13 protein-coding genes and 1 other RNA gene are annotated in these 14,328 nt (G+C 61.0%); 8 read left to right on the top strand and 6 right to left on the bottom strand.

The window, feature by feature from the left end; all coding sequences use genetic code 11:
• The 3 genes from B3605_RS02485 to B3605_RS02475 all read right to left on the bottom strand — a co-directional run.
• Nucleotides 1–695 (bottom strand): GH25 family lysozyme (locus tag B3605_RS02485; RefSeq protein ID WP_296432057.1); only part of this gene is annotated, 695 nt, incomplete at its 3' end.
• Nucleotides 696–825: 130 nt separating this feature from the next.
• Nucleotides 826–1,500, bottom strand: coding sequence for a class I SAM-dependent methyltransferase (locus B3605_RS02480; protein ID WP_112944312.1), 675 nt, complete (start codon nt 1,498–1,500; stop codon nt 826–828).
• Nucleotides 1,497–2,741, bottom strand: coding sequence for a DUF3419 family protein (locus B3605_RS02475; protein WP_112944311.1), 1,245 nt, complete (start codon nt 2,739–2,741; stop codon nt 1,497–1,499). The genes B3605_RS02480 and B3605_RS02475 overlap by 4 nt, the downstream gene beginning before the upstream one ends.
• A 179-nt stretch (nt 2,742–2,920) precedes the next feature.
• On the opposite strand from B3605_RS02475, the gene B3605_RS02470 reads away from it, so the two are divergent.
• On the top strand, nt 2,921–4,312 hold the full coding sequence (locus tag B3605_RS02470; RefSeq protein WP_112944310.1) for a serine hydrolase domain-containing protein: 1,392 nt from the start codon (nt 2,921–2,923) through the stop codon (nt 4,310–4,312).
• Nucleotides 4,313–4,333: 21 nt separating this feature from the next.
• Here the strand turns inward: B3605_RS02470 and B3605_RS02465 are convergent, their stop codons facing one another.
• The 3 genes from B3605_RS02465 to B3605_RS02455 all read right to left on the bottom strand — a co-directional run bounded on the left by B3605_RS02465 (nt 4,334) and on the right by B3605_RS02455 (nt 7,304).
• Nucleotides 4,334–5,248: a transglycosylase SLT domain-containing protein gene (locus B3605_RS02465; protein WP_112944309.1), complete on the bottom strand. Its 915-nt coding sequence runs from the start codon at nt 5,246–5,248 to the stop codon at nt 4,334–4,336.
• A gap of 149 nt (nt 5,249–5,397) precedes the next feature.
• Nucleotides 5,398–6,033 carry a LysE family translocator gene (locus B3605_RS02460; RefSeq protein ID WP_018897552.1) on the bottom strand — a complete coding sequence of 212 codons (636 nt, stop codon included), beginning with the start codon at nt 6,031–6,033 and terminating at the stop codon, nt 5,398–5,400.
• A 59-nt stretch (nt 6,034–6,092) separates the two neighbouring features.
• Nucleotides 6,093–7,304, bottom strand: coding sequence for a pyrophosphate--fructose-6-phosphate 1-phosphotransferase (locus tag B3605_RS02455; RefSeq protein ID WP_018897553.1), 1,212 nt, complete (start codon nt 7,302–7,304; stop codon nt 6,093–6,095).
• 400 nt (nt 7,305–7,704) lie between these two features.
• Here B3605_RS02455 and B3605_RS02450 point away from each other — a divergent pair, with 400 nt between their 5' ends.
• From B3605_RS02450 to mraZ, 7 genes are all read left to right on the top strand, one after another.
• A complete protein-coding gene (locus B3605_RS02450; RefSeq protein WP_018897554.1) occupies nt 7,705–8,412 on the top strand; it encodes a J domain-containing protein in 708 nt (235 codons plus the stop codon).
• Nucleotides 8,409–9,173, top strand: a complete 765-nt coding sequence (locus B3605_RS02445; protein ID WP_112944308.1) for an N-acetylmuramoyl-L-alanine amidase — start codon at nt 8,409–8,411, stop codon at nt 9,171–9,173. The genes B3605_RS02450 and B3605_RS02445 overlap by 4 nt, the downstream gene beginning before the upstream one ends.
• A gap of 260 nt (nt 9,174–9,433) precedes the next feature.
• Nucleotides 9,434–10,090, top strand: a complete 657-nt coding sequence (locus tag B3605_RS02440; RefSeq protein WP_296432051.1) for a lytic transglycosylase domain-containing protein — start codon at nt 9,434–9,436, stop codon at nt 10,088–10,090.
• A 118-nt stretch (nt 10,091–10,208) separates the two neighbouring features.
• Nucleotides 10,209–11,396 carry an FAD-dependent oxidoreductase gene (locus tag B3605_RS02435; RefSeq protein ID WP_112944306.1) on the top strand — a complete coding sequence of 396 codons (1,188 nt, stop codon included), beginning with the start codon at nt 10,209–10,211 and terminating at the stop codon, nt 11,394–11,396.
• Nucleotides 11,397–11,408: 12 nt separating this feature from the next.
• Nucleotides 11,409–12,605: an FAD-dependent oxidoreductase gene (locus tag B3605_RS02430; RefSeq protein WP_112944305.1), complete on the top strand. Its 1,197-nt coding sequence runs from the start codon at nt 11,409–11,411 to the stop codon at nt 12,603–12,605.
• Nucleotides 12,606–12,654: 49 nt separating this feature from the next.
• An RNA gene (rnpB, locus tag B3605_RS02425) (RNase P RNA component class A) lies at nt 12,655–13,050 on the top strand.
• An 823-nt stretch (nt 13,051–13,873) separates the two neighbouring features.
• Nucleotides 13,874–14,314: a division/cell wall cluster transcriptional repressor MraZ gene (gene mraZ, locus B3605_RS02420; RefSeq protein WP_047505812.1), complete on the top strand. Its 441-nt coding sequence runs from the start codon at nt 13,874–13,876 to the stop codon at nt 14,312–14,314.
• Nucleotides 14,315–14,328: the final 14 nt, after the last annotated feature.

Here is a 14,328-nt window from a genome sequence, read left to right as displayed (position 1 = left end):
ACGCCGGTCGAGGTGTACTGCCAGAAGGCCCAGCGACGGTTGGCGTAGGTGACCTCGGGGTGTTTCGCGACGGAGCGGACCCAGAAGTGATAATCCTGGAAATAGCCGTCGAGATTTTCGCGGTGGAAGTCGACCGAGGTGTAGATGATCGGGCGCTTGCCGTAATAGGCTTCGAGCCTGTCCATGAAGCGCTTGATTTCGGAGCGCACGGTCTCGGGATCGGGACGCGTGCGGCAGGTCTTCGATTCACCGTTCCACTCGACGTCGAGCACCGGCGGCAGCTTCATGGATTCCTTCGGCACGTTGCTGATGAACCAATCCGCCTGTTCGTCGGCCGACGAGCAGAAATAATAGAAATGATAGGGGGCGTGCGGAATGCCGACCTGGCGGGCTTCCTGCCAGTATTCGCTGAAGCGCGGGTCGATGCGGTCCTTGCCCTCGGTCGCCTTGATGAAGGCGAAGTCGACGCCCGACTTGCGCACCGTCTGCCAGTCGATATCGCCTTGCCACTTGGAGATGTCGATGCCGTGGATGGCGTTTTGCTGCGGATGCTTAGGCCCGAAATCCTGCGGATCGGTGTCCTGGAAGCGCATTTTCGGCTTTATCGAGGCTGTGGAGAGATAGTCATAGCCCGAGGAGGTGCAGCCAGCGAGCATGAGGGCAAGGGGCAATACGCATAACAGAAGCCGGCGCATGGATGTTCCGTCGTGAACCGAATGATCTTTTTGCCCCACAGCCTGACCTTCGAATTGACGCGTCCAGCGCTTAGATGCCCTCTCTATTCACCATATCAACGTAAAAAATCGGTTAGTTTCAAGCTAAATATTAGCGGGCCTTAATTATTATCGCGCGCCAGGCATAACCGCCGCCGATCGTCTTGAAGATCAGCTGGGCATTTTCGCTATCTGCCTTGGCCTGCAGGACCTCTCCGAGCGTCGCGCGCGGCGTGACGTGGAACTTGTCGAGCCAGGAGCGCAGCAGGGCGCGGAACCAGCCGGGCAAGCCTTCCTGTTGGCCGAAATCGACGATGTGCAATTGGCCGCCGGGGGCAAGCGCCGCGAGCGATGCGTCGATCGCGCGCTCCCAATCGGGGATCATCGACAGCGCGTAGGAGATCATCACCCGGTCGAAACCATCGACGCCGAAATCGCGGGCGTCAAAGGCCGTGGCGTCGGCGACGCGGAAATCGGCTGAGGTGTTCAGACCCGCAAAGGTCTTGCGGGCCGAGATAAGCATTTCCTGCGAGATGTCGAGGCCGTAGAGCCTGGCCTGAGGATAGTGCCGGTGGGCCAGCGCGAGATTGCGGCCGGTGCCGCAGCCGACCTCGAGCAGCGTGGCGCCCTGCTCAATGTCGAGATTGCGGATCGTCTGGTCGCGGCCAAGGAGATAGTATTTGCGCGTCAGGTCATAGATATGGCGCTGGTAGCGATACATGCCGTCCATCAGGTCGGCATGTTTCTCAGAGGGGGCGTCCACCGGGCTCATATCTGTCTGGCTCATGGCTTCTTCACATAGATGTGGAAGCCGCCGTAGATCGCCGAGCGGTCGAGCGCGGTCAGTTCGAGCGAGCGGTCCTCGAGATATGTCCACTGGTCGCGGATGGCGGGCGAGAGACGGCCTTCGATGATGCTCTTTTCGGCGGCGGTGCGGAAGATCACGCGGGCGCCGTCGCGGGCGGTGCGCGAAATTTCCGACCAGACGTCGTTCAGCTGCTGGTCCGTCATCCAGTCCTGCGCGTCGAGCAGGATGTAGCGGTCGCGCGAGGCGGCGGGTTCGCCGGCAAGCAGCTCGGTGAAGCTTGCATGGTGAACGCTGACGCGATCGACATTGGCGCGAATCGCCTCGTAGTGCTCCGCCTTCAGGTAGGTCGGCAGCGGACCTTCGCCTTCATCGGCATAGCGGCGGGCGAAGGCCTGCCAGGCGAAGTAGTTTTCCTGCATGGGGAAATGACAGGTGAGCTTTTCCAGGCGGTGGCGCAGAACCGGCGCGATCGAATTGTCGGCGGCGAGGCTTGCGAGCTCGTCATATTGCTGTGGCGGGATGCCAAGGCCGAAGAGCGAGCTCTTGCGGCTGGTGATCCAGCGCACGACAGGCTTTTCGAACAGAGGTGCGATCTTCTCGTCGAAGAGCTGGCGCTGTTCTTCCATCGTCTTCGCCTTGGCAACGCCGGTGAGATCGATGCCATGGACGCGGGCGAGAAGGTGGGCGGCGCCGATGAAGCGGCCGAGCAGGCCCGTCTTGTAGATGTTGCGATCGAAGACGGTGACGCGGCGGCGGCCGAACTTGCGGCCGTTCCAGTAGTTGCTCGTGGCTTCATCCAGATTGGCCGACAGGAAGCGATCGAAGGCCTGGCTGTTGGCGGACTGGTTCGGCCTTGCCAGGAAGCGAACGAGATCGGCGTGAGCGGGAAGGTGGCGGAAGGCGCCGAGCTTCAGCTTGTTCAGCGCGATATGGTGCGGATTGAGATCGACGACGTCGATCGAAGCAGGGCTTTGCGAGAGATAGGCGAGCATGTTGCAGCCGCCGGAGCCGATGGTGACGATGCGGTGATGCGGTTCGAGCTCCATCGCCTTCATGTCGAGATCGGGATCCTCCCAGATCTGCGGATAGACGAGGCCGGAAAAGAGCAGGCCGAAAAGACGTTCGGACAGACCCTCTTTCGAAAAGGCCTTGTGGCGGAGAAGAGCTGCCTTGAGTTTCCGGTTCTTGCGGAAGCCGGCATCCGGGGCAAATTCCGTCATAAGTGAGTCTCTCAACATTTAGCGTTCAGGGCGTTTAACGCGGCGGCGCTACAGTTTGATGACGTTGCCTGTGGGCGGCCGGACTGCGGGTGCCTCGCGCAATTGGGAACGGCCGGGACTTGACGGCGCTTTCTAAAGGGCAATTTTCCTGTTTCTCTATTGGCTGGGGAGGGGTGCTCATGGGACGCGTTCTGCGCATCTTGAAGGCGGCGGCTGCGGGTGTCGCCGTTATCGTCGTTGCGGGTGCTGGCTGGCTTTATGTCAGGCCGCCGGAGCTGCTCAGGATCGGCGACGGCTATGCGGCGAAGATCGTCTGCTCGAATGTCTTCCTGGCCGGGCGCGACGCGAATGCCGTGCTGGCCGAAGACGTCCAGGCGCCCGGCAATCCCCTGCTGAGGCTGATTCGCGTGCAGGTCGATGAGGCCGGCAAGCAGGTGACGGCGCGCATCCTCGGGCTGTTTGCCGCTAATTATGCGATCTACCGCGATGGTCTCGGCTGCACCGCCGTGCCGGATGGCGATTTCGCCGCCGCGCGAAAGGCGGTGCCCGAGCCTGCCGTCGCAAAGCCTGCAGAGAACGCAGCCGCGCTGCCGATCGAAAACGACACGGCGATCGCGGCACTACTTGCCGACCCTGATTTGACCGGCGAGCATATGCGCGCCGTGGTCGTCCTGCATGACGGCAAGATCGTCGCGGAGAAATACGGCAAGGGTTTCGGGCCGCAAACGCCATTGATCGGCTGGTCGATGACCAAGACGGTCAATGCGGCGCTCGTCGGCCGGTTGATGCTCGACGGCAAGATCGGCGCCGAGGATGCCGGGCTGTTTGCCCAATGGCGCGACGACAAGCGGTCGCAGATCACCCTTGGGCAGCTGCTTGGGATGGAGAGCGGTCTACGGTTCAACGAGGATTATGGCACGGTGGCCGACGTCACGCGCATGCTCTATCTCGACACCGACCAGACGGCGCTGCCGGCAAGCCTTGCTCTGGATGACGATCCGGGCACGCAGTTCAACTACTCCAGCGGAACCTCCGTGTTGATCTCCCGCATCTGGATGGATCGCCTTGGCGACGAGAAGCAGGCGATCGATTATCCGAGAACGGCGCTGTTCGATCCGATCGGCATGTCGAGCGCGGTGTTCGAAGTGGATGCGCGCGGCACCTTCGCCGGGAGCTCCTATCTCTACGCGACGGCGCGCGATTGGGTGCGGTTCGGGCAGTTCCTGTTGCAGGATGGGGTCTGGAACGGCGAGCGGCTGCTGCCCGAGAGCTTCATGAGCATGATGCGCACGCCGACGGCATCTTCCGGCGGCATGTATTCGCATGGTCAGTCCTGGCTTCGCCCGCCTGGCAGCGGCAGAAGCGGGGAGACCGGTATTCCGGACGACGCCTTCTGGCTGGAAGGACACGATGGCCAGAGCATGGTGATCGTGCCGTCGGCCAGTCTCGTCATGGTCAGGCTCGGGCTGACGCCGAGCTGGCTCAGATATCGGCCGGAAAATCTGCTGAAGGAGATACTGGCGAAGCTGCCGCCGCCGACCCGATCGGCCTCGGCCGATCTCGCGCAATAGAGACGCTAAAGCCTACAAGGCTTAGTAGTTGCCGTGGGCGATGTCGTCCATGCCCTTGCGCTTGGCGTCGTAGTAGTAGCCGCGGGCATAGAGCCTGACGGCATTGTCTTCGCTGTTGTCGGACACCAGCCATGCGCCGCGCAGATACTTGGCGGCATATTTGATGTTGGTTTCCGCGTCGAACAAGCCCTCGGGCTGGCCGTCGTAACCCATCGACTTTGCAGTGTTGTACTTGATCTGCATGAGGCCGAAGTAACCGCGCTTGTTGTAGGCCTTCGGGTTGTAGCGGCTTTCGCGGTGAACGACGCGGTGAAGCAGTGTCGCGGGAACCTTGTAGATCTGCGAATACTTTTCGATGATCTTGGTGATCGCGCTCTTTTCGACCGTCGGCGCGCCATCGTCGTCGCTGTCATTGTCGCTGAACATCGGCGGCGCGGTCGGCGGGTCCATCGGGCCCGATGTGTCGAAGCCGTAGTCCATCATCGAGTGCGGGGTGGTGTCGATCGCCGAAAGGGCGGCAATGGCATTGTTCTGCGGGCTGGCAGCGAAGGCGAGTTCGGTCGACGGAGCACCCGGTCGCGGTGTCGGCACCACGGACTGGATCGCGGTCATCTCAGGTGTCAGCGGGATCTGGCCGTAAGCGGCGGGCTGCAACTGCGCGGTCTGCTGCGCCGAATCGACTGCCGGCATGGCGGCGGTTGCCACGGATGCAGCGGTCTGGTCGCCGCCGATCTGTGTTTCCGGTGTGCCTTCGCCTGCGGGGATGGCCGCGAACATCGCGTCTTCGCCGGGCTTCGGTGTAGGGACGACGACCTGCTCGGCCATCAAATCCGCCTGGGATGTGTATTCGACGCTCGAGCAGCCAGCAGCAACGCAGCACAGCATCGTGGATACGATGAGATTGCGTTTAAAGCCGGAAAAACCGATCGCTGCCATACTCTCACTCTCGTGAAAACGCGCCACCCCGGCAGCGTTAAAAGTTACCAAAAACCTTAAGCCCTGAATTGCCAATTAACCTATTCGTTGCTTTGCGGCAACCCACGGAAAATTTCTTGAGCTTTTCGCGGTCGGTAAGCCTGAGATTTTCAGGCGGCGATGCGGCGATATCCGGCGGTCACGGCGCCGGCTGCAATGAGCAATGTGCCGCCCGTGCGATTGACCGCGCGCTGCACGGCGGCCTTGCGAATCAGGCCCCGCGCGGCATGCGCGGCAAGAGCGTAGGTGGAGGCATTGATGGTCGCGAGCACGAGGAAGGTCGCTTCCATGATCAGCATCTGGCCGAAGAACGGAAGCGCAGGGTTCAAGAACTGCGGCACGAAGGCCACGAAGAACACGATGCTCTTCGGGTTGAGCGCGGTCACCACATAGGCGTGGAGGAAGATCTTCAGCGATTTTTCCTCGGGCAGATTGTCATTGTCGGCCATCGGGCCGTCAATGATCGGCGCCCGCCAGAGCTTGATGCCGAGCCAGATCAGATAGGCGCCGCCGATGAACTTCAGGATGGTGAAGAGCGTCGCCGACGCCGCCAGCAACGCGCCGAGGCCGAACAGAGATGCCGTCATCGCGGTGAAGTCACCGAGCGCCACGCCGCTCACGGTCGCAAAGGCTGTCTTGCGGCCGTGGCCGAGCGCGTAAGATACGACGAGGAGAATCGTCGGCCCTGGGATAGCCAGCATGATTGCCGATGCTGCAGCAAATGCTAGCCAAGCTTCGAGCGACATGGAATCTCCTCCTCTTTCATTAGAGGACAAGCAAAGACATCATATCTCGCCTGCGTCAATCATGCGTCTTCGTATTTCTGGCCGATCTCGTCCATCAGTTCGCCGAACCACTTGACCGAGGTGTCGAAAGCCTTGCCGCCCTTGATGCGCGGGAATTCGATGGTGCGCAGCTTGCCGTTCTGGCCCTCGTCGTGGCCGGTGACGCCCGACACCTTGTTAAGGGCGCTCTCGACGGCGAGGTCGGTCATGCTCTGGATCAGGCGCAGATCGTCGCCATTGGCAGGGGCGGAGCGGGCGAAGTAACCGGATTTCTGCACCAGCGAACGCTCGGCGTTCAACAGGCTCGCGAACTGCTTCTGGAACCAGCCGCCGACATTGATCGTGTCGATCTTCACGTGGCCGAAGGCGTCGCGCTTGACGGTTTCGCCGGCCGCTTCACGCTCGGCGACGATGGCGTCCAGGCAGGCGCCTTCCGAGACGAAGACCGTCGCATGGCCGGTGCGGTCCATGATCTCCTTCAGGCGCGCCGATTCTTCTTCGAGGTCGAAGAGCGTTTCGGGCAGATAAACCGCGTCGATGCTCTTCATGCCGGCATTGGTCATCATGCCGTCGACATATTCATTGTTGCGGGTGCGCTTCAGATAGGCGCGGGCGGTTGCCGCCGTCAGCCAGCCGCAGTGGCGGCCCATGACTTCATGGATGATGAGAGTGCGCGGAGCGGCGGTCTGCTCGTTGCTGACATTGTCGAAGAAGTGCGCGCCGACTTCGGCCGCCGTCCAGGCGCCGAGCGACTGGCGGATCGGAACGACGTCGTTGTCGACGGTCTTCGGCAGGCCGACGACCGTCAGGTCGTAGCCGTTGGCGGCGAGATAGGCGGCGAGGTCGGCAGCAGTCGTGTTGGTGTCGTCGCCGCCGATCGTGTGGAGAATGCTGACGCCGTCATTGGCGAGGCGCTCGGCCGCGACCCGAAGCGGGTTTTCGCCTTCCTTGACGAGGCCGCGCTTGACGCAGTCGGCGGCGTTGGTGAGCTTGACGCGGCTGTTGCCGATCGGCGAGCCGCCGTAGCGGTGCAGCAGATAAGCCTTCTCGCGCATCTCGGGCGTGATCTTGATGCTGTCGCCCTGAAGCACGCCCTGGTAGCCGGAGCGGTAGGCGATCAGTTCATGATCGGGAGCAATGTCGGTGTAGCGTTCGATCAACCCGCCGACGGCCGAAGAGAGGCAAGGCGCAAGGCCTCCTGCCGTGAGCATTGCGACTTTTTTCTTGGCCATGGGTGTCTCCGCTATCCGTGTCTAAACTTGGTTCGGTCGTGCATGGATGCGGCAGAGAGCGGATGGTGTAAAGTGTTGTTTCTGTGAAAAATGCGTGTTGCAGCGCGGTCTGACGGCCAAGTCGCCCTTGGGCGCTGATCTAATCGGTTCAAGCAGCAACCGCGGTTTGCATGGGATTGTGGAAATCGTCGGCGCGTCTGTCCGAAGGCGTCCCGATGCGGCGCGACAAAGCGTCACGAGGCCGTCGGGTTTGGGGTCACCAAAGGGTGCCGATGTCTCGGTTACACGCGACCATTACCGAATTGTGAAAGGTGTTTTCAACCCTGCGGCCAATCCCCGTCTTGCAAAGGCAACCTTTATTTGTTCAAGGTGTTTCTCCTTTTATTAGACGAGAGACCTGATGTCCTTCTGGGAAAAACTGCTGAACGCCATAGGCAACGCTGCGGGAAATGCGCTTTCCGCCGTGGTCGAGGCTGTTCGCACGGTTTTTGAAGGCGATCCCGAGACGCGGCGCAAGGTGGCGTTTTCGGTCGCGATCATCGCGCTTTCGGCGAAGATGGCAAAGGCCGACGGGATCGTCAGCGAGAAGGAGGTTCAGGCCTTCCGCGAGATTTTCGAATTCCCCGACGATCAGGCCGCCAACGTCGCGCGTCTCTATAATCTCGCGCGCCAGGATGTGGCCGGCTACGAGGCCTATGCGGAGCGGCTTTCGACGCTCTGCGTGACCTGTGCCGCCAACTGCCCTGTTCTGGAAGAAGTGCTCGACGGCTTGTTCCATATCGCCAAGGCCGATGGTCTCATCCACGAGAAGGAATTTGCGTTCCTGGCGCATGTGGCCGAGATCTTCCACATGAGCGAGCAGCGCTTCGAGCAGATTGCCGCGCGGCACGTGTCGATCGGCGGCGATCCCTACAAGGTGCTCGGCGTTTCGCCGTCGGACGATTTCCCGACGATCCGCCGCCGTTACCACGGTCTCGTCAGCGAGCATCATCCGGACCGGTTGATCTCGCGCGGCGTGCCGGCCGAGTTTCATGCGATTGCCAATGAACGCATGGCGGCGCTCAATGCCGCCTACGAGGCGATCGAGAAGGAACGCCGCGCCGCATGAGCGCCTTCGAGGCAGACTACGCCAAAGCGAGCGTAAAGCCGTCGCCGAACCATGGCGAGCGCGTCGACGGGCGAAAGCCCGACATGATCATTCTCCATTATACCGGCATGCCGACGGCGGACGGAGCGCTTGACTGGCTCTGTCGCGAAGAGAGCCAGGTCTCGTGCCACTACTTCGTGCACGAGAATGGCGACGTCGTGCAGCTCGTTCCGGAGGCGCGGCGCGCGTGGCACGCCGGCAAGAGCATCTGGCAGGGCGAGACCGATATAAACTCGTCTTCGATCGGCATCGAGATCGCCAATGCAGGCCATCCGGGCGGCTGCCCCGAGTATCCGCAGGCGCAGATCGATGCGGTGATCGAATTGTGTCGCGACTGCGGCGAACGTTGGTCCATCGTGCCTGAAAGGGTGCTCGGACACTCCGATGTCGCCCCTCGGCGCAAGCTTGATCCGGGCGAAAACTTCCCCTGGGGATTGTTGCACTCCAGGGGCGTCGGCCACTGGGTGGCGCCGGCCGCGATCACCGGCGGACGCTTCTTCCAGCGCGGTGACCAGGGGCAGCCGGTCGAAGCCCTGCAGTCGATGCTGTCGCTCTATGGTTACGGCACTGAGATCACAGGCGAATTTTCCGACAAGATGGCCGGCGAGATCGAAGCCTTCCAGCGCCATTTCAGGCCCGAGAGGGTCGACGGGATCGCCGATTTCTCGACGATCGACACGCTGCATCGCCTGCTATCGGCCCTGCCACGCTACGGCGTCTGAGACCGGGCCGATTTGCCGGCATATACCCCTAGATTTTACGGGTTTGCCGCGCTGCCACATGTTTTCCCTATTATCTCCTCAATGCGATGGTCTAACCGCAGTCGCTAAACGGCGCCGGTTGTTTTGTTGTGTGTTGTCGACCGTCGTCAATTGAAACAGAAAAGAAATATCGCTGATACTTTGAGTATTGATGCGAATTTATGCTGCGTTCGGATTTCATTTATACGCAGCTTTTCTTTTGCTTGGAGTATCTGGACTACATGAGAAAGATTTTTTCTGCTGTGGTGTGCGCCAGCACACTGCTGATGGGATTCAATTGCGCAAACGCAGGCGAATGGGGCAATAGAGCGCAAGCGACAGAGACGACGCAGACACTCAAGACGCAAAAGACAGACAAGGCCAAAACGGCCGAAGTGGCCTCGAAGAAGGCTCCGAAAGTTCACAAGACCCAGAGGGTGCAGAAGGTCGCCAAGACCGATAAGGCTCAGAAGACCGTGGCACTGAATACCGTAGACCGTACGTCCGGTTTCGCGATGCCCGACATGCCCGGCAGCAAGTATGCGGCGATCATCGTCAAGTACGCCAAAGAGTATAACGTCCCGGTCGAACTCGCGCATGCCGTTGTTCGTGTCGAAAGCAACTACAATCCGAATGCTCGCGGCAGCGCCGGCGAAATCGGCCTCATGCAGATCAAGCCGGCGACGGCTCGCATGATGGGCTATTCGGGTTCCAGCAAGGGTCTCTTCGATCCGGATACCAACATCAAGTACGGCATGAAGTATCTGGCGGCTGCCCACACGCTTGGTGGCGGCGAGACCTGCGATACCATCCTCAAGTACAATGCCGGCCACGCGGCGACCCGCATGAACCCGGTTTCCAAGGCCTATTGCGGCAAGGTGCTGGCGATGATCAACTGATCGCCAGCGTGGGATAGCCACGGGCAAAACCGCTTGTGGCTGAATCACCTGAGGGCATGACTTAACAATATGATTCAACTTGCAGATCGTGCTATCTCACCTTGAAACGAGGTGAGACATGGCATGTGATTTCAAGGCGATCATAATCGGGCGCGGAATGATGGGCGCGGCTGCGGCCCGGCATCTGAGCGCGATGATCGAAGGGGTGGCGCTGATCGGCCCGAGCGAGCCTGTCGAGCGCAAGAACCACCACGGCGTGTTCGCGAGCCACTATGACGAGGCGCGCATTACCCGTACCTTCGACGACAATATCGTCTGGGCGACGCTCGCCGCCCGTTCGCTCGACCGTTACGCCGAGATCGAGGCGAAGAGCGGCATCTCCTTCTTCACCGAAGCCGGATGCCTGTTCGCCGGGCCGGTGCCGCAACCGGGGCAGGGCTATCTCGGACGCGCGATCGAGGTCTCCGACGGGCTCGGCGTCGAGTATGAGGTGCTGGATCCCGCTGCCCTGCGCCAGCGCTTTCCTGAGTTCACGCTGAGGGAGAGCTTCAGCGGCTATTACGAGAAGCGCCGGGCCGGCCATGTCAATCCACGCGCCCTGGTGCGCGCGCAGACGGCGCTTGCGGAAGCGGGCGGCGTCACCATCATCGATGCGACGGTAACCAGCGTTCAGGATGCCGGCTCGCATGTCGAGGTGAGCGTCGGCGACCGGACCTATACGGCAGAGCGGGTGCTTGTCGCGGCCGGCGGTTTCAGCAATTTCAATCAGCTTCTTCCCGCGCCCGTGGATACCCGCGTCGCGGCGCGCACGGTGGTGTTCTACGAGCTCGGCGAACGCGAAAAGGCGATCTTCGGCGGCATGCCGTCGAGCATCGTCTTCGGTGATCGCGACGAGGACCATGTCTATATTCTCCCGCCGGTGCGCTATCCCGATGGCAAGACCTATCTGAAACTCGGCGGCGATACGGAGACGCGCAGCTTCGATACGCTTCAGGATGCCGGGGCCTGGTTCCGGTCGGATGGCGACCCCGCCGAGCGCGATCTGCTGGTCGCCACCGCTCTGGAGCTGATGCCTGATCTCGCGGGTTGCCCGGTGACATCGGCGCCCTGCGTCGCGACCTTCACGCCGACCGCCTATCCCTATGCCGGTTTCACCTCCTCGCCACGCATCGCGGTGCTGACGGGCGGCAATTTCGTTGCCGCGAAGTCGTCGGACGAGCTGGGGCGGCTGGGTGCGGTGCTGCTTGCGGAAGGCGCGCTCGGCGAGGCCGATTTCGGCCGGCAGCTGACACCTTCTTTTCGATAGATCGGGACGGTCATGAGCGTGGATTTCAAGTATATCATCGTCGGCCGTGGCATGATGGGCGCTGCCGCCGCCAGGCATCTGGCGAAATCGACCGATGGCGTTGCTGCCATCGGCCCGGACGAGCCTGAGGATCGCAAGCGGCATGACGGCGTTTTCGCCAGCCATTACGACGAGGGGCGCATTACCCGCACCATCGATCCCGACCGCGACTGGGCCTTGCTCGCCAATCGCTCGATCGGCCGCTACGCCGAGATCGAGCGGGAGAGCGGCGTTTCCTTCTACACGCCTGCAGGCTGCCTTGTGGTCGGCCCGGCGCGCGGCGGCCCGGATGGCTATGTCGAGCGGACATCGGCGGCGGCCAGGTCGCTCGGCGTCGAGACGGCGCTGCTCGACGATGCCGGCCTGAAGGAGCGGTTTCCGTTTTTCGCCTTTGCCGCCGGCACCGAGGGTGTCCACGAGGCGACCGGGGCGGGTTACATCAGCCCGCGCAATCTTGTCAGGGCGCAGTCGATTGCCGCCGAGAAGGCTGGTGCTTCCGTCATCCGGGAGGTCGCGGTGTCGATCCGCGACGAGGGCGGTCTGGTTGCCGTCGAGACGGCTGGTGGGAAGACATACCGGGCCGAGAAGGTGCTGCTCGCTGCCGGCGGTTTTTCCATTGCGGAGAATCTCTTGCCGCAGCCTGTTGATCTGAAGGTTTATGCGCGCACCATCGCCTTCTACGAGATCGATGAGGCCGCCGCCGCACGGTTCTCCGGCATGCCGTCTCTGATCTCGCATGGCGCCGATGGTCTCGACGATTTCTATATGCTGCCACCGATCCGCTACCCTGACGGCAAGGTCTACATGAAGATCGGCGGCGATCCCGATGATGTCAGGCTGGAGCGTGAGCCGGAGCTGCGGGACTGGTTCAAGACCGATGGGCGCGAGAGCGTGCAGTCGCATCTGACGCGGTTGATCGAGCGTGTCGTGCCGGAGCTTCGGCCTGTCTCCACCTCAAGCGGCTCCTGCGTCGTCTCGTTTACGCCGAGCGGGCATCCGATGATCGGCTATACCGGGTCGCCCCGTGTCGGCGTTCTGACGGGTGGTTGCGGCACGGCTGCCAAGAGCTCCGACGAGATCGGCCGGCTCGGCGCGTTGCTGTTGCTCGAAGGTCGAATCAACGGACAGGGCTACGCGACGGATTTCAAACCGTATTTCCGCGAAGCCTGACGCGATATTTTGTTGGCATTCGCTCCCAGTCTCGGTTAAGGGAGCCGGGCCAGTTGGCCGGGCAGCCGCGCTTTACCAATGTCGAAAGACGGTAGGGTGAGGAAAGTCCGGGCTCCACGGAAACACGGTGCCGGATAACGTCCGGCGAGGGCGACCTCAGGGAAAGTGCCACAGAAAGCAAACCGCCTGCCTCGGCAGGTAAGGGTGAAAGGGTGGGGTAAGAGCCCACCGCGTCTCCGGCAACGGCGATGGCAAGGTAAACCCCACCGGGAGCAAGACCGAATAGGGATGACGCGGGCGGCGCAAGCCGTCCGGCTGGTTTCCAGGCCAGTCATCCGGGTGGGTTGCGAGAGGCAACGTGCAAACGTTGTCCCAGAGGAATGGCTGCCACGTTCCGGTTTCGGCCGGAGCCATACAGAACCCGGCTTACAGGCCAACTGGCGATTGTCTTTTCATCGACGTCCATACGATTTCACTGGCCCTTTAGGGCTCAGTGAGACGTTGGTGGCTGGCGAAGACACTCCTCGCAAACGGTGCTGCTCAGCGAAAGTGCCGACCATCGCTTGAGTAGTTTTCCACAGTTTACACACTGAATTTCAGAAGTCATGCCGACTTTCTTCAGTGGAGGCTGAGTATTCGGCGTTTTCATTCCAGCCAACATTCCCTTGAAGCTAAAACTCGCCATGGATTTTCTCCGTGCTTTCTTAGTTTGTTCTGCAAATGGATATGTTTTTGTCTTTGTGTATGCATGATATCTAAAATACATTATTTTCCGTTAACGACATAGTAGGCATAAGACGCCGGATGAACACATGCGGGTGAACGGGGAGGTGGCTCAAGGTGCCTATCTCCAAATGCGCATTTAAAGTTGAGTTTTGTGATTTTCACCTGCGCGGCGTGTTCGAATTCATTTTCCGCAACCGGCGATGTTTTTCGCCACACGCTGCGGTGTCGCTCTAGGGCGCTTTGGAGCCTGAGAATTCGGGCGTTCATAACCCTTTGTTAAACTTAACAGCTTATAAATTTTCGATACTGCGCTCATCGTGAGACGGGCGTTTCCCATTGACGCCCATATGGTCCCATGTTATCCCATTCCTGCACTGCGCAAGGGCAATCAAGTGCCCACCAATCGCAAAGTAAAGGCGTACTCCTCACCGGAGACGCTGGATGGAATGTCGTCCATCCGGCTGGCGAAGCTGTGTCTGAGAAATGGGGTTCGGGGCGCCTAATCGCTGTCCGGGCTCTTTCGGGAACGGATGTTTCGTGTCATGGGCCGCTTCCTTTCACATGCGACCAACAGGATCGATTCCAAGGGCAGGGTCTCCGTGCCCGCGGCGTTTCGATCGGTGATGGCGCAGAGCAACATCCAGGATTTGTACTGCTTCCAGGATTTTGTGTTTCCGGCGATCAGCGTCGGCGGTTCGGACCTTCTCGAAAGGTTCGAGCGGCAGATCGCTGCGGAAGATCCGTTTTCGCCGGAAGCGAACGAGATGTCGCTTCTCATTCACGGGGGCGGGGTCTTTATGAAGCTCGACGCCGAGGGGCGGTTGATGGTCACGGATTTCATTCGCGACTTCACCGGTATCTCGGACGAAGTGACCTTCGTTGGTCGGGCGGATCATTTTCAGCTGTGGCAGCCGAAGGAATTTCAGGCTGTGCAGCAACGAGCACGAGAGGAGCGCAGGCTGGCGGGCAAGCGTTCCTCGTAACACGAGGGAACGGA

Source organism: Rhizobium sp. UBA1881 (genome assembly GCF_002338015.1).
Taxonomy (GTDB): Bacteria; Pseudomonadota; Alphaproteobacteria; order Rhizobiales; family Rhizobiaceae; genus Rhizobium.
This window is presented reverse-complemented; position numbering and strand designations above follow the sequence as displayed.

Excerpts from the sequence above, each read along its gene's own strand:
- B3605_RS02475 (WP_112944311.1), bottom strand. The coding sequence starts at position 2,741 with ATGACGGAATTTGCCCCGGATGCCGGCTTCCGCAAGAACCGGAAACTC.
- B3605_RS02470 (WP_112944310.1), top strand. The coding sequence starts at position 2,921 with ATGGGACGCGTTCTGCGCATCTTGAAGGCGGCGGCTGCGGGTGTCGCC.
- B3605_RS02440 (WP_296432051.1), top strand. The coding sequence starts at position 9,434 with ATGAGAAAGATTTTTTCTGCTGTGGTGTGCGCCAGCACACTGCTGATG.
- B3605_RS02480 (WP_112944312.1), bottom strand. The coding sequence starts at position 1,500 with ATGAGCCAGACAGATATGAGCCCGGTGGACGCCCCCTCTGAGAAACAT.
- B3605_RS02460 (WP_018897552.1), bottom strand. The coding sequence starts at position 6,033 with ATGTCGCTCGAAGCTTGGCTAGCATTTGCTGCAGCATCGGCAATCATG.
- B3605_RS02430 (WP_112944305.1), top strand. The coding sequence starts at position 11,409 with ATGAGCGTGGATTTCAAGTATATCATCGTCGGCCGTGGCATGATGGGC.
- B3605_RS02435 (WP_112944306.1), top strand. The coding sequence starts at position 10,209 with ATGGCATGTGATTTCAAGGCGATCATAATCGGGCGCGGAATGATGGGC.
- B3605_RS02465 (WP_112944309.1), bottom strand. The coding sequence starts at position 5,248 with ATGGCAGCGATCGGTTTTTCCGGCTTTAAACGCAATCTCATCGTATCC.
- B3605_RS02450 (WP_018897554.1), top strand. The coding sequence starts at position 7,705 with ATGTCCTTCTGGGAAAAACTGCTGAACGCCATAGGCAACGCTGCGGGA.
- B3605_RS02445 (WP_112944308.1), top strand. The coding sequence starts at position 8,409 with ATGAGCGCCTTCGAGGCAGACTACGCCAAAGCGAGCGTAAAGCCGTCG.
- B3605_RS02455 (WP_018897553.1), bottom strand. The coding sequence starts at position 7,304 with ATGGCCAAGAAAAAAGTCGCAATGCTCACGGCAGGAGGCCTTGCGCCT.
- mraZ (WP_047505812.1), top strand. The coding sequence starts at position 13,874 with ATGGGCCGCTTCCTTTCACATGCGACCAACAGGATCGATTCCAAGGGC.